The organism is Burkholderia sp. BCC1998, assembly GCF_905339875.1.
Classification (GTDB): Bacteria; Pseudomonadota; Gammaproteobacteria; order Burkholderiales; family Burkholderiaceae; genus Burkholderia.
In genome coordinates, this window is sequence record NZ_CAJPHE010000008.1 from 236,866 (window position 1) to 250,924 (window position 14,059).

The 14,059-nt window shown below is 68.5% G+C and carries 15 protein-coding genes; 9 read left to right on the forward strand and 6 right to left on the reverse strand.

Going from position 1 to position 14,059, the window contains the following annotated elements:
• Positions 1–29: 29 nt before the first annotated feature.
• From U5A56_RS17055 to U5A56_RS17065, 3 genes are all read left to right on the forward strand, one after another.
• Positions 30–2,000, forward strand: coding sequence for an APC family permease (locus tag U5A56_RS17055; RefSeq protein WP_321923521.1), 1,971 nt, complete (start codon positions 30–32; stop codon positions 1,998–2,000).
• Positions 2,001–2,168: 168 nt separating this feature from the next.
• Complete coding sequence (locus U5A56_RS17060) at positions 2,169–3,170, forward strand: OmpA family protein (RefSeq protein ID WP_321923523.1); 1,002 nt, start codon at positions 2,169–2,171, stop codon at positions 3,168–3,170.
• Between the two features lie 58 nt (positions 3,171–3,228).
• Positions 3,229–3,354, forward strand: coding sequence for a hypothetical protein (locus U5A56_RS17065; protein ID WP_321923596.1), 126 nt, complete (start codon positions 3,229–3,231; stop codon positions 3,352–3,354).
• 135 nt (positions 3,355–3,489) lie between these two features.
• Here U5A56_RS17065 and U5A56_RS17070 read toward each other — a convergent pair whose 3' ends face one another.
• A complete protein-coding gene (locus tag U5A56_RS17070; RefSeq protein WP_321923525.1) occupies positions 3,490–3,648 on the reverse strand; it encodes a hypothetical protein in 159 nt (52 codons plus the stop codon).
• 610 nt (positions 3,649–4,258) lie between these two features.
• On the opposite strand from U5A56_RS17070, the gene U5A56_RS17075 reads away from it, so the two are divergent.
• Together U5A56_RS17075 and U5A56_RS17080 are read left to right on the forward strand one after the other, a co-directional pair.
• Positions 4,259–6,169 (forward strand): DUF3857 and transglutaminase domain-containing protein, encoded by a 1,911-nt coding sequence (locus tag U5A56_RS17075; RefSeq protein WP_321923590.1) that lies wholly within the window; start codon positions 4,259–4,261, stop codon positions 6,167–6,169.
• A gap of 76 nt (positions 6,170–6,245) precedes the next feature.
• Entirely contained in the window at positions 6,246–6,413 is a 168-nt protein-coding gene (locus U5A56_RS17080) for a hypothetical protein (RefSeq protein ID WP_321923527.1), read from the forward strand.
• Between the two features lie 93 nt (positions 6,414–6,506).
• Here U5A56_RS17080 and U5A56_RS17085 read toward each other — a convergent pair whose 3' ends face one another.
• Positions 6,507–7,541 (reverse strand): AraC family transcriptional regulator, encoded by a 1,035-nt coding sequence (locus U5A56_RS17085; RefSeq protein WP_321923529.1) that lies wholly within the window; start codon positions 7,539–7,541, stop codon positions 6,507–6,509.
• Positions 7,542–7,611: 70 nt separating this feature from the next.
• Here U5A56_RS17085 and U5A56_RS17090 point away from each other — a divergent pair, with 70 nt between their 5' ends.
• On the forward strand, positions 7,612–8,823 hold the full coding sequence (locus U5A56_RS17090) for an MFS transporter (RefSeq protein WP_321811084.1): 1,212 nt from the start codon (positions 7,612–7,614) through the stop codon (positions 8,821–8,823).
• 225 nt (positions 8,824–9,048) lie between these two features.
• Here U5A56_RS17090 and U5A56_RS17095 read toward each other — a convergent pair whose 3' ends face one another.
• Positions 9,049–9,816, reverse strand: coding sequence for an isocitrate lyase/phosphoenolpyruvate mutase family protein (locus tag U5A56_RS17095; RefSeq protein ID WP_321923531.1), 768 nt, complete (start codon positions 9,814–9,816; stop codon positions 9,049–9,051).
• A complete protein-coding gene (locus tag U5A56_RS17100) occupies positions 9,803–10,858 on the reverse strand; it encodes a saccharopine dehydrogenase family protein (protein ID WP_321923532.1) in 1,056 nt (351 codons plus the stop codon). The genes U5A56_RS17095 and U5A56_RS17100 overlap by 14 nt, the downstream gene beginning before the upstream one ends.
• Positions 10,859–10,977: 119 nt before the next feature.
• Between U5A56_RS17100 and U5A56_RS17105 the strand changes: the two genes are divergently transcribed.
• The gene (locus tag U5A56_RS17105; protein WP_321923534.1) at positions 10,978–11,571 is read left to right on the forward strand and encodes a TetR/AcrR family transcriptional regulator; all 594 of its coding nucleotides are present in this window, start codon (positions 10,978–10,980) and stop codon (positions 11,569–11,571) included.
• Positions 11,572–11,589: 18 nt separating this feature from the next.
• Here U5A56_RS17105 and U5A56_RS17110 read toward each other — a convergent pair whose 3' ends face one another.
• Positions 11,590–12,057, reverse strand: a complete 468-nt coding sequence (locus U5A56_RS17110) for a MarR family transcriptional regulator (protein ID WP_321923536.1) — start codon at positions 12,055–12,057, stop codon at positions 11,590–11,592.
• A gap of 82 nt (positions 12,058–12,139) precedes the next feature.
• On the opposite strand from U5A56_RS17110, the gene U5A56_RS17115 reads away from it, so the two are divergent.
• Both U5A56_RS17115 and U5A56_RS17120 read left to right on the forward strand, forming a co-directional pair.
• Positions 12,140–12,508 carry a hypothetical protein gene (locus U5A56_RS17115; RefSeq protein ID WP_124487701.1) on the forward strand — a complete coding sequence of 123 codons (369 nt, stop codon included), beginning with the start codon at positions 12,140–12,142 and terminating at the stop codon, positions 12,506–12,508.
• Positions 12,509–12,638: 130 nt separating this feature from the next.
• The gene (locus U5A56_RS17120) at positions 12,639–13,256 is read left to right on the forward strand and encodes a glutathione S-transferase family protein (protein ID WP_321923538.1); all 618 of its coding nucleotides are present in this window, start codon (positions 12,639–12,641) and stop codon (positions 13,254–13,256) included.
• A gap of 64 nt (positions 13,257–13,320) precedes the next feature.
• Here the strand turns inward: U5A56_RS17120 and U5A56_RS17125 are convergent, their stop codons facing one another.
• The gene (locus U5A56_RS17125; RefSeq protein WP_321923540.1) at positions 13,321–14,043 is read right to left on the reverse strand and encodes an HAD-IA family hydrolase; all 723 of its coding nucleotides are present in this window, start codon (positions 14,041–14,043) and stop codon (positions 13,321–13,323) included.
• Positions 14,044–14,059 lie beyond the last annotated feature (16 nt).

Genomic DNA, 14,059 nt, shown 5'->3' on the forward strand with positions numbered 1-14,059 from the left:
CGCCGCGCCCGGCGTCCCGGGAGGGGACCGTGACCGCATTCCAGAAGATGTGGCAGCTGCTCGTCGGAAAGCCGCTGGACCCGCTCGATCCGCGCACGCGCCATGCGATCGCGGTGACGCCGTTGCTGGCCTGGGTCGGGCTCGGCGCGGACGGCCTGTCGTCGTCGTGCTACGGCCCGGAGGAGGCGTTCCTCGCGCTCGCGCACCACACGCCGCTTGCGCTGTTCCTCGCCTGCGCCACCGCGGCGACCGTGTTCATCATCGCGCTCGGCTACAACCAGGTGATCGAGCTGTTCCCGACCGGCGGCGGCGGCTATCGCGTCGCGACCTCGCTGCTCGGGTCGAAGCCGGGGCTCGTGTCGGGCGCGGCGCTGCTGGTCGACTACGTGCTGACCGTCGCGACGTCGCTCGCGAGCGGTGTCGACGCGTTCTTCAGCCTGCTGCCGGTCAGTGCGCAGGCGTTCAAGCTCACGACCGAGATCGTGCTGATCCTGCTGATGACGGGGCTCAACTTCCGCGGGATGCGCGAATCGATCATGGTGCTGCTGCCGATCTTCATCGGCTTCGTCGTGCTGCATTTCGGGCTGATCGTATACGGCGTCGCGATGCACGGCAGCGCGCTGGCGACGATCGTGCCCGACGCGGTGCACGAGGCGCACGGGATGTCGCAATCGCTCGGCGTGTTCGTGATGCTCGCATTGCTGATGCGCGCGTTCTCGCTCGGCGGCGGCACCTATACGGGCCTCGAGGCCGTGTCGAACAACGTGAACATGCTCGCGGATCCGCGCGTGCCGAACGGCAAGGCGACGATGTGGTACATGTCGACGTCGCTCGCGTTCACGGCCGGCGGCATCATCCTGCTGTACATGCTGTGGCACGCACGGCCCGTCGAAGGCGAGACGCTCAACGCGGTCGTGTTCGGCAGCGTGATCGATCATCTCGGGCTCGGCTCCGCGTTCGCGCGCCACGCGCTGCTCGCGGCGGTGCTCGCGTTCGAGGCAGGGCTGCTGCTGGTCGGCGCGCAGACGGGTTTTCTCGACGGGCCGGCGGTGCTGTCGAACATGGCGTCGGACTCGTGGGTGCCGCGCCATTTCCGCGACCTGTCGACGCGCCTCGTGCGGCAGAACGGCATCATCGTCGTCGGCCTGTCGGGCCTGCTGATCCTGCTGTGGACGCACGGCAGCGTCGACGTGCTCGTCGTGCTGTACAGCATCAACGTGTTCCTCACGTTCAGCATGTCGCTGCTGGGGCTGTGCACGTACTGGTGGCGCCATCGCAGCGAGCGCGGCTGGTTCAAGCACTTCTTCCTGTCGGCGCTCGGGTTCAGCGTGACGTCGACGGTGCTCGTCATCACGCTGATCGAGAAGTTCACGGCCGGCGGCTGGCTGACGGTGCTCGTGACGAGCGCGGTGATCGCGCTGTGCGTCATGATCAATCGCCACTACGCGTACACGCGCGCGCAGCTCGCGAAGGAAGACGCGCTGTTCTCGGGGCCGCCGCCGGCAGTCGACGAGGCGACGGCGCCGGGCAAGCCCGACCCGTCGCAGCCGACGGCTGTGCTGCTGGTCGGCAAGCATCGCGGCGCGAGCATGCATGCGCTGCTATGGGTGAACCGGCTGTTTCCCGGGCACTTTCGCAACGTGATCTTTCTCGCGGTGGGCGAGGTCGATGCGAAGGCATACGACGGGCACGAGCATCTCGAACGCCTGTGTCACACGATCACCGAAGCGCTCGACTACTACGTCGCGCACTGCCGCCGCAACGGCATCGCGGCCGACTACCGGATCGCGTTCGGCACGAACCCGGTCGTCGAATTCATGAACCTCGCGTCGTCGACGCTCGATGCCTATCCGAACGCGGTGTGCTTCGCGAGCAAGCTGATTTTCAGGCGCGTGAATTTCCTGACCGCGTGGCTGCACAACCAGACGCCGGTCGAACTGCAGGCGCGGCTGCACGTCGAGGGGCGGCAGATGGTGCTGCTGCCGATGAACGTCGGGTAGCGATGCACACGGAAGACGCCCACGCACGCTTAGAAACGATTCAACATGACGTGGCGCGTCAGAACGTTCAGTATTCGAAAGCTTTTGCCCGTTTTCCCGGAAAGATTTGATAAGATGCGCGCGCTTCGACGCCATCAACAGAACGACAAATCCTTTCCGAGGGGCTCAATGAAGAACGCAGCATCGTTCGTATTCCATTTCGCGCGCCGTGGCCGCAACGCACTGTTCGCCGCCGCGCTGCTGTCGCTTTCGTCGCTGGCGAGCGCCGGCGGCGACAAGCCGGGTGCGAAAGATCATCCGTTGCTCACGCGTTTCGCCGGCGCGACCATCACCGCATATTCGCAGACGCCGTTCGACGAGGCGTTCCTGCCGAACCAGCCGATCGATGACGAGAGGACCGCCAAGGGCCTGAATCTCGAAGGCAAGATCACGCGGATCTCGTACGCGATCGACGGCGGCCGGTCGACGCTGGAAGTCGAGCGCAACTATCTCGACGCGCTGCAGAAGGGCGGCTTCCAGATTCTGTTCCGCTGTACGGCGGAGCAGTGCGGAAAGAGCGGCGGCAGCGACTTCCAGAGCGTCGTGATCAATTCCGGCCGGCTGCGGCAGGCGGGCGGCGGCGACGCGAACTTCGGCGACAAGCACCGCACGATCCTCGCGAAGCTGCCGCGAGCGTCCGGCGATGCGTATGTGTTCCTGCACATCATGGACAGTTCGGCATCGAACAAGCGCACGCTCGTCTACGAGGAAGTCGTCGAAGTGAAGCCGATGCAGACCGGGCAAGTCAAGGTGCTCGATTCCGGTGCGCTGCAGAAGGGCCTCGTCGCGACGGGCAAGGTCGCGCTGTACGGCATCTACTTCGACACCGACAAGGCGCAGGTGAAGCCCGAGTCGAAGCCGCAGCTCGACGAGATGGCGAAGCTGCTGACGGCAAACCAGGCGCTGAAGGTGTACATCGTCGGCCATACCGACAATCAAGGGCAGTTCGCGCACAACGCCGACCTGTCGCAAAAGCGTGCGGAGGCCGTCGCGCAGGCACTGGCGACGACCTACAAGATCGCGCCGGCGCGGCTCGTCGCGAAGGGTGTCGGGTCGCTGTCGCCGGTTGCGTCCAACGGCGACGACGCCGGCCGCGCGCAGAACCGCCGCGTCGAACTCGTGCAGCAATAACGCACGCCGGACCGGACGCACGCGCTGCGCGAACGAACAGGGCCGCGGCAACGCGACCGTGACGGGCGATGTGACGCCGACGCGCTACGACCTCAACGGGCAATTGCACGGGCAGCATGCACAGGCCGGCGCATACACGCTCGCGTGGACGTGGCGCGGCAAGCGCGTCGGCGATTGCCATTGAACGCAACGACGCTCGACGCGCAAGCAGCCGGACCGCGAGCGCCCTTCTGCGCCCGTTGATGTCCTCGAGAAACATGTGCCGCCATTCCGGGGCTGTACGCTTGAAGGGGCTCGACGTGCGCGGCGCGCTTTCCGCTTACGAATGGTGATGCGTATGCGAGCGTGCCGAGCGCTGCGACGAGCGGTGCAGCAGTCGGTCGCGCGTGCGGTCGCGGCTGCGCCATTCCGCGAAGAACAGCACCGCGAATACGAGGACCGCGAGCATCAGGATGATCGCGACGATAGCGTTTTCCATGTCGCCTCCGGCAGGTAGGGGCCGGTGCCGGTCGTTCCGACCCCGGGCCGCGAACGCGCACACGGCGCAGCGGAAACGGGGGGCAAGAACGAGGGCCAGGCCGCGTTCGCGTCAGCATCGGCATCGCTTCGATCAGCGCGATTCCGAGCCGCGCGCCGATCGCGGCGCCGACACGTTCAGGATGCCACCGTTCGAGATGCAGCGCACCGATCGGGATCACGCCCGGCAGCGCGAACGCGATCACGAGATAACCGATTTCGAATTCGTGTCGATCGGCACGATGTCTCCATCCCCATGTCGGCGTGTCGAATTCACCCGATCGTCATGCGTTTCGGCGACCTCGCACGCGCGCGTTACGCGCCCAAATAATATGTCGCGACATGACATAAATGGCGATCGCGCAGCCAGCAGGGCGCGAAAGTGCGACAGTCTGCCGGCGTGACGCAGGCGCGCTTCCTCGTGCGCCCGCTGCATGGCGGCGCGGGCCGCCGCCCCGTGGCTTGACGCTCGCGGGCACGTCACCCACACTGGGTTGAACGACGGGGCGCGGCGCGCCAATGCGTGCCCGTTGCGTCCCGACCTGAGCACGAAACGCGCGGAGAGCTTCGACGTGGTGCGTTTTCCGTTCCGATCGACCGGCAGGCTGCCGGGTCGCGCCGCAACGCTCGCGGTTGCCGTGACCGCGATCGCGCTGGCGTTCGTGCGTCCCGCGTTCGCCGACGCGGGCGACGCCGCGCCCGTCACGCTCGTCAGCGACGTCCATGTATTCGTGATCCAGCACGACGGCTCGCTCGACGAGGACGACGATTCGACACTGCGCGCGAACGATGCGAACGGGATCGATGCGATCGCGCAGCGTTACGTGTGGTTCGACAAGAACCTCGAGAAGGTCGACCTGGTCGCGGCCGAGACGGTCGATCGCGACGGTGTCGCGCATCCGGTCGGTCCGGAAGGCATCCGCGATGTGCAGGAGCCGCGCTCGGCCGGCGCGCCGACGTTCCAGGACGGGCTGCTGCGCACCGTCGTGTTTCCCGGCGTCGAAGCCGGATCGAGCACGCGCATCGCGTTCCGCAAGTCGCGCACGAAGCCGGTCAACGCAGGTTACTTCGGCTACTACGTCGAACCGTCGCGCGAGCCGGTGGAGAACCAGCGGCTGATCTTCGACGTGCCGGCCGACATGCCGCTGCATGCGGACGCGCGCGGTTACGTCGCGCTGCCGCCGGTGACCGCGAACGGCCGCACGCGCTACGCATTCGAATACCGGCACGGTACGTACGACCGGATCGAGAGCGGCTCGGTCGGCTATCCGACCTACGGCGACCGGCTCGTGGTGTCCACGCTGCCCGACTACGCGGCGTTCGCCGCGCGCTACCGCAACGCGGCCGTCGACCCGGGCGCGAACGATTCGGCCGTCGTGCAGCTCGCGCGCGCGCTCACCGCCGGCGCCGCCGATCCGCGCGAGCGCGCGCGCATCCTGTACGACTGGGTGCAGGCGAACGTCCGTTACGTCGCGCTCTTTCTCGGCGAGACGGCCGCCGCGCCGCACCGCGTGACCGACATCCTGCGCAACCGCTACGGCGACTGCAAGGACCACGTCGCACTGTTCGGCGCGTTGCTCGCGGCGGCCGGCATCCGCAGCGAAGCGGTGCTGATCAATCTCGGCTCCGTGTACACGCTGCCGTCGGTGCCCGGTTACGGCGGCGGCGCGATCAATCACGCGATCACGTGGCTGCCCGATCTCGGCGTCTACGCGGACACCACGACGGCCGGCATCGCGTTCGGCTACCTGCCGCCGATCGTGATGGACCGGCCGGCGCTGCTCGTCGACACCGGCGTGCTGTCGCGCACGCCGGCCACGCAGCCGAAGCACCGCGCCGCGCGCGTGGAGATCGATGCCGCGCAACCGGGCGCCGCGCGGTTTCATGCGCGCGTCGAGGACGACGGCTGGACCGCGGAACTCGAACGCACGCTGTTTCGCCGGGCGGCGCCCGACCGCATCCGGCAACTCGCGAACGAACGCCTGCGGCAAAGCGGGCTGCGCGGCCGCGCGCAGATCGCGACGAGCGATCGCCGTGCGACGGACGGGCCGTTCGACGTCACGTATGCCGGCACGCTCGATCACTTCGTGTGGCCGGACGGCACGACCGCCGTGCCCGCGCTGTCGAGCCTCACGGGCGGCATCGCGACGCAGGTCGAGGGCTGGCTGGCCGAGCCCGTGCGCACGCAGCCGTGGGCATGCATCGGCGGCACGTTCGACGAGACCGGCCAGGTCGCGCTGCCGGCCGACGTCGCGATGACCGACCTGCCGGCCGATACGGCCGTGCACGACCGCTTCGTCGAGTTCACGTCGCATTACGTATTCGATGCGGCCGCGCATGTCGTGCAGGTCACGCGGAGGATGAAGGCCGAATTCGGCCGCCAGGTCTGCACGCCCGACGAGTTCACGGCGCTGCGCGCGTCGCTCGAACGCATCGAACGCGACACGCAGGCGCAGATCGTCGTGCGGGCCAGGCAACGTTGAAGGTCGGGCGCGGCGCACGCGGCGCCCGGTGCAATCGCGCGTGCGGCCGAAGCCGGCCGGCGCGCAGGAGACGAACATGACGGAACGGGAACACGAGATCGCCGACCTGTCGAAGGAGTTGCTGGGCCGGATCGTGCAGGGCGCGGTGACGAACGGCGCGCCGGTGGATGCGCAACAGTGCGCGGCGCTGGCCGTGGAGTGCGCGACGGCGCTGATCGACGCGCTCGACGCGCGCAGCGGCTGAGCAGGATCGTCACGCGCGGCGGCCGATCGTGCGATGCCGGGGCGACCCGGCAGGCGTTCGCTGCGCCGTGCGTTGCGCGTGACGCGTTACACGTCACGCATCGGCGTGCGTGTCGCCTTCGGCACGCACCGCGCCCGGCGGCCTGCCCACCACGCGCTTGAACGCGCGGCTGAACGCGGCGAGCGACCCGTAGCCGAGCCGGTACGCCACCGCTTCGATCGTCTCGCCCTCGCGGGCGATCCACTGCGCGGCGAGCCGCATCCGCAGTTCGGTCAGGTAACGCACCGGCGTCATCCCGGTGGCCGCGAGAAAGCGCTCGGCGAATACCGAGCGCGACACGCCCGCTTCGGCGGCCAGTTCCGCGACGCTCCAGTTGCGCCCCGGATCGCGATGCAGCGCGACGATCGCGCGACCGAGCTTCGGCTCGCGCAACGCCTGCACCCAGCCGGTCGCGTCGCCGCATCCGCACTCGACCCAGCCGCGCACGATGAACGCGGCGACCACGTCCGCGAGCCGCGCGAGGATGCCCGCGAAGCCCGCGCGCTCGGCGCACGATTCGCGCTCCATCGCGTCGAGCATCGGGCGGATTTCCGGGTAACGCGCGAGCAGCGTGCCGACGTGCATGAATTCCGGCATCGTCCCGACGAGCGGCTGCATGCCGCCGAGATCGAGCTCCATGCACGCGCTGAAGATCAGCGCATCGCCGGCGGCCGGCTCCGTCGCGGCGCAGGTCGTCGCGCCCACCGACGCGACCGTGTCGCAGATCTTCGCGGCCGCGAAGCCGCCGATCTCGCGGCACGGCGCGTCCGGATCGGACACCAGCGCATGCGTGCGGCCGTGCGGCAGCAGGATCGCGTCGCCGGCCTCGAGCCGCACCGTCGTGCCGTCCGCGTCGCGCAGCAGCACGGGCCCGCGCCCGACGAAATGGAACTGCGCGCGGCCCGGCGCATGGCCGAAGCTCAGCCCGAACGGCCGCGGCACCTGGATCCGGCGGTACTGCACGCCGCTCAGGCGCATCCCCAGCAGCAACTCGCTGACGAGGTCGTGTACGTCGGGCACGGGGGGAAGCAAGGGCTCGGACATCGCGAGATTCGGACGATCGATCAACAAGAACGGATTGTATGTCATAGACCGTCCTGCCGCTGTTCCTTACGATACGCCCTCATCAGTACTTTCCCTAACCGACACGGAACCCCGCATGAATCCCGGAATCTCCTCGGCCGCTTCGACGGCGGCCCCCCGTGAACCGGCCTGGGGCGCGGTATTCGCGATGACGCTCGGTGTGTTCGGCCTCGTCACCGCCGAATTCCTGCCCGCGAGCCTGCTCACGCCGATGGCCGACAGCCTCGGCGTGACCGAAGGCGTGGCCGGCCAGGCCGTCACGGCCACCGCGACGGTCGCGCTCGTCACGAGCCTGCTGATCTCGGCGCTGACGCGCACGATCGACCGCCGGCGCGTGCTGCTCGCGTTCTCGGTGCTGCTCGTCGCGTCCAATCTCGCGGTCGCGTTCGCGCCCGACCTGACGACGCTGCTGATCGGCCGCGTCGTGCTCGGCGTCGCGCTCGGCGGTTTCTGGACGATGGCGACGGCCACCGCGATGCGGCTCGTGCCGACCGCGATGGTGCCGCGTGCGCTGTCGATCATCTTCAGCGGCGTGGCGGTCGCGACGATCGCGTCCGCGCCGATGGGCAGTTATTTCGGGCACCTGATCGGCTGGCGCAACGTGTTCCTGATCGCGGCCGGGCTCGGCGCGCTCGCGTTCGTGTCGCAGGTCATGACGCTGCCGTCGATGCCGCCGAGCGGCACCACGCGGCTGCGCACGCTCGTCGACGTGCTGCGCCGGCCGACCGTCGGCCTCGGGATGTTCGCGACGATCCTCGTGTTCACCGGGCATTTCGCGTTCTTCACGTATCTGCGGCCGTTCCTCGAACAGGTCGCGGGCGTCGGCGTGAACGGGCTGTCGGCGATCCTGCTCGGCTACGGGATTGCGAACTTCGTCGGCACGTCGCTCGCCGGGCGCGTGCTCGAGCACCGGCTGCGGCCGATGCTGATCGGGATGCCCGCGCTGATGGTCGTGCTCGGCGTCGCGCTCGTCGCGCTCGGCCGCGCGCCGATGATCGACGCGGTGCTCGTCGCGTTGTGGGGGATGGCGTTCGGCGGCGTGCCGGTCGCCTGGTCGACGTGGGTCACGCGCACCGTGCCCGACGAAGCCGAGAGCGCGGGCGGGCTGATCGTCGCGGCGATCCAGCTCGCGATCGCGACGGGCGCGGCGGCCGGCGGCGTCGTGTTCGACGCGAACGGCGCGGGCGGCGTGTTCCTGGGCGCGGCGGCGGTGCTGGCCGTCGCGGTCGCGACGATCGTGACCGGCGTGCCGAAGCGGGTCGGCGTGGCGCCGGCGCTGGCCGAGTGACGGATTGCGGCACGCCGATGCGCGCGATCGCACATCGGCTAGTGGCGCGGCGAGGTCGCGCCGGTCGCGCAACGGCCGGCCCGGTTCATGCGGCGTGGCCGAGTCGATCGTATCAAGCAGATAGCGGGACAGACGCCGCCTGGGCGATGAGCGCCGCCGGCATGGCGGCGCGACGCCGGAAGCGTACGGAGGGCCGCGCCGCGCGCCAATCACATACCGGCTCCGCTACGCGCGTTGCTTCACCAGCGCCGCGAGCGCGTTCATCGCCTGCAGGTAAGGGTACGGCCCGTGACTGATGCGCGCGACGCCGTAGTCGGCGAGTTCGGCCAGCGTTGGCGTTTCCGACACGCGCATGATGTTCACGGGCAGCGGCGACGCGGCCGTCAGCGCGCGAATCAGCGCCGGCGACCTCAGGCCCGGCACGAACAGGCCGTCGGCGCCGGCCGCCGCGTACGCGCGTGCGCGGGTCAGCACGTCGTCGAGCAGCCGTTCGTCGTGCGTGTCGGCCGCGGCCTTGAAGAACACGTCGGTGCGCGCGTTGATGAAGTAGCCGATATCCGCGCGGTCGGCCGCGTGCCGGGCCGCCGCGAGACGCGCGGCCGCATCGTCGACGGTGCGCAGTTCCCCCGTCGCCGGAAAGCTGTCCTCGAGATTGCAGCCGATCGCGCCGGCTTCGATGCTGCGCGCGATCGTGTCGGCGAGTTCCTCCAGCCGCTCGCCATACCCGCTTTCGAGATCGACGGTGACGGGCAGGTCGGTCGCCTGCGCGATCCGCGCGAGCACGTCCATCACGCGTGCTTTGGGCATCTGCTCGCCGTCGACGAAACCGTTCGCGACCGCGACCGACCAGCTGCCGGTCGCCAGCGCGACAGCGCCCGCGTCGGCCACCGTGCGTGCACTGCCGGCGTCCCACACGTTGAACAGCGCGAGCGGCTGGCCCGCGCGGTGAAGCGAACGGAAATACGCGGCTTTTTCCTTGTTATTGCTGGTCATGCTCGCTCCTTCTGGTGAAATTCGAATCGGGGAGTGTGTCGAACGAGACGTCGACCGTGTCGAGCGCCGCGAGAAAATCGCGCGCGTCGAACAGTTCGCCGAGGCTGCGTACGCCGCCTGACGTCAGCGTCCTGCCGTCCAGCAAGCGAACCGTCGCCTCGACGATGATCGGTGCGCTGACCGCATAGATGTCGCGTCCCGACGCGGTCGCGCGATGCGTGGTGCCGTTCTGCACGACGACGGCATCCATCGCGAATCGCTGCGCCGAGCGGCCGAACGCGTCGACCGGTTGCGGCGGTGGCGTACCGGCATCGCGCACGTCGCGCAGCGCGAGCGTCGCGAGCCACGACTCGATCGTATCGATGCGCAGATGACGCGCGAGTGTCATCACTTCCGAAAACGGCAGCAGCGTCACGTCGACATCGCCGAACGGCGATGGAAACGGCCACCGGCGTTCGCGCGCGGTCGACGGCACCGCGGTCGGCTTGCCGTCCCGCTGAATCAGTCGGGTCGCGTGATTGCGCTCGCCGGTCACGCGCGTGCCGCGCGTCGGATGCCAGCTGTCGAGGCCGGTCGCGACATCGACGCGCTCGATCGGCTCGCGCGGGTCGACGACTGCCGTGACGAGCAGATCGGCCAGGCCGCCGTAGAACGCGGCGGCCGGCATGAGCGTCACGCCGGCGGAGCGTGCCCGGGCATCGCGCTGGCCGGTCAGCGCCTGGACCGACGGCTGTTCGGCCGTCAGGTCGAGATACGGGATGCCCGCTCGCAACGCCGCATCGGCGAGCGGCAGCGCGGTATCGAGGTACGGACCCGCGCAGTTGATCAACGCGTGCGCGCCGCGCAACGCGATGTCGAGCGCAGCCGGATCGTCGACCGGGGCGACGCGCCACGGCGCCGCGTCGTGGCCGCCTTGCGCGAGCCGCGCGGCATCGCGTCCGATACGGATCGCACCGCAGCCGCGCCGTGCCAGCTCGGCCAGGACGAACCGCCCGGTGTGACCCGTGGCGCCATACACCGCAACCGTCATTTGACCGTCCATGACCGACTCCGATACAGACCGGTTTGTTTTATAGTACAGACCTGTAGCGCCGTCAATCTTCGGGTGCTATCATCGGCTGCATTTTTGCGGGACAGGCGGCCCTTGGCGGCCGGGCTTGGATGAAAAAGGGAACGGACACGAACGGGAGCGCGCCCGATACGCGCGAGCGCATTCTGCAAACGGCCAGCGCGCTGTTCTATCGGGAAGGGACGCGCGCGGTCGGCGTGGACCTGATCGTCGCACAGGCGGGCGTCGCCAAAACGAGCCTGTACCGGCACTTCGCGACGAAGGACGACCTGATCGAGGCGTTTCTGCTGCGCGAGGATGCGGATTTCTGGGCGCACTGGGACGCGGTGGCCGCGCAGTACCGGCGCACGCCGCGCGAGGAACTCGATGCGCAACTGCAATGGATCGGCGAGCGGATCGAACGCCCCGGCTATCGCGGCTGTCCGCAGATCAACATCGCCGCCGAGTACGCGGACGGCAATCATCCGGCTCGCAAGGTCGCCGTCGCGCACAAGCAGGAACTGCGGCGCCGGCTGACGGAACTGGCCGGCGCGATGCGGATCGACGAACCGGGAACCTACGCGCTGCGGCTCGCGACCGTCATCGACGGCGCGCTCAGCAGCGGGGAGGCACTGCATGCGCACGGGGCCGTGCGCTTCCTGCAGGAATGCGCGCAACTGCTGATGCCGAAGAAGGGCCGGAAGTGAATGACGTGACGCGCCGCTTCAGCCGCGCGTAGCCGGATCCTCCGACAGCGCGCGCAACTGGCCGCGCAACACGTCGACTGCTTCCGGCGCGAACGGCCGTTCGATCTCGGTATGCGTCTGCTGCCAGAGCGGGAACGCTTCGGCCAGCAACCGATGACCGGCAGGCGTGAGTTCGAGCAGGCGGCTGCGCTTGTCGTCCGGATCCGCCGTGATCGTGAGCAGCCCGCGCCGCTCGAGCGGCTTGAGCGCGGCGGTCAGCGTGGTGCGATCCATCGCGAGCAATGACGCGACCGATTTCATCGCGGCCGGCTGCGGCCGGTTCAGCGACATCAGCAGCGAGAACTGGCCGTTGGTGAGATCCAGCGGACGCAACACCTCGTCGAAGATGCGCGCGAGATTGCGCGCCGCGCGCTGCATGTGCAGGCACAGGCAGCAATCGCGCACCATCAGCGTCGTTTCGAAAGGGAGCGTTTCTTTGCGTGCCATGTTGCAATTGTGTTGATATCAACCTATTGTGTCAAGGGCGAGGTGCGGCAGCCCGCCGTGCCCGCCATCGGACGGAGGAAGCATGAGTGCTCAACAGCAGTTGTATCTCGCGGTATTCCTCGGCAGCAAGGACAGCCCGGGCATGAAGGCGTGGATGGCGTTGCCGGAGGACGAGCGGCGCACGCGGGAGCGCGAAGGGATCGCCGCGTGGCATGCGTGGGTCGAGCGGCATCGCGACGCGATCGTCGAGCCCGGCGGGCCGCTCGGCAAGACCAAGACGATCGGCAAGGGCGGCGTGACGGACACCGCCAATGCGATGAGCGGCTTCACCGTGGTGCGCGCCGCATCGCACGACGCGGCCGCCGCGCTGTTCGAGGGCCATCCGCATTTCACGCTGTTCCCGGGCGATGCGATCGACGTGATGCCGGTGCTCCCCGTGCCCGGCATGTGAGCGGCGACAGGCGCTGCATGCGTGGGCGAAGCGGCCGGAGCGATCGAAGTGATCGAAGCATTCGAAGCGGCCGATTGGCCGTCGCCTGTGCGCGGCGATTTTTCCCGACATTATCGATGGAGACATTGCGATGAAGCTTTACGGATTCGCCGGCACGCGCTCGCAACGCGCGCTCTGGGGGCTCAAGGAACTGGACGCGGATTTCGAGTTCGTGTCGGTCAACCTGCTCGAGGGCGAGCACAAGCGGCCCGAATTCCTGCGCCTCAATCCGGCCGGCAAGGTGCCCGTGCTGGTGGACGGCGACCTCGTGATTCCCGAGTCGGCCGCGATCGTGCTGTATCTCGCGGACAAGTACCCGGAGAAGGCGCTGCTGCCCGTCGATCCCGCTTTGCGCGCGCAGGCGTATCGATGGGTCATGTTCGCGGTGACGGAGCTTGAACAGCCGCTGTGGCGGATTACGCGCCATTCGTTCCTCTATCCGCCGGAAAAGCGCTCGCCGGCCGATATCGAGCTGGCACGCGAGGATTTCTCGACGATGGCCGCGATCCTCGACAAGCATCTCGAAGGGCGCGAATTCATCGTCGGCGACACGCTGACGGTGGCCGATTGCGTGACGGTCTACCTGATCGACTGGGCGAGCGAATGCCACCTGATCGAACCGTTCCCGCAATTGCGTGCGTACCTCGAGCGGCTTTATGCGCGGCCGAAGGCGCCGCAACGGATCGCGGACGCACGCAAGGCGGCGTGAAGCGGCGGTCGGTCATGCCGACGGGCGTGATCGACCGCGGCCGCGCGATCTTGCGGGCTTGCGGTTACGACACCGCGTCAGGCGCACCCAGCGTGCGACACAGCACCGACAAGTCGCGAACGGTCAGATGCGCGGACGGGGCACGATGCGCAGCGTGCTCCGCTTGCGACCCTGCGTGACGTACGACCCACGCTGCCTGAAGCCCCGCATTCAATGCGCCGACGATATCGAGGTGAAAGTCGTCGCCGACGTGCAGCAGCTCCGCCGCAGGCACGCCGAGCGTCGCGGCGGCCGCATGGAAGATTTCCGGCTCGGGCTTCGCGAACCCGAACGCACGCGCGCTGAGCGTTTCACGGAAGAACTCGCCGCCGCCGGTCAGTTGAAGGTCCGCATTGCCGTTCGTCACCGCGATCAGTGGAAACCGCGCGCTCAACCACGCGAGCGCCGGCAATGCATCGTCGAAGAACTCGACCTGGTTCCGCGCCGAATAGAACACGTCGTAGGCGCGGTCGGTCAGTGAGACGTCTTCGTTCGCCCGCTCCAGCGCCAGCCGGATCGATCCGATGCGCAACGCGCGATAGTCGCCGACGAGATCCGGCCGCGAGCGTTCGTATTCGTCGCGCAGTTGAGCCAGCGTCTGCGACGTCGGCAGCACGCTCGCGGTATCGGGTGCGTGCGCGATCAGCCACGCATGCAGCGACGCCTCGGCCCGTGCGACGGAAGGGCCGAACGGCCATAGCGTGTCGTCGAGATCGAACGAGATGGCGGAAACTTTGGATAGACGCATGGCGATGGAAGATATC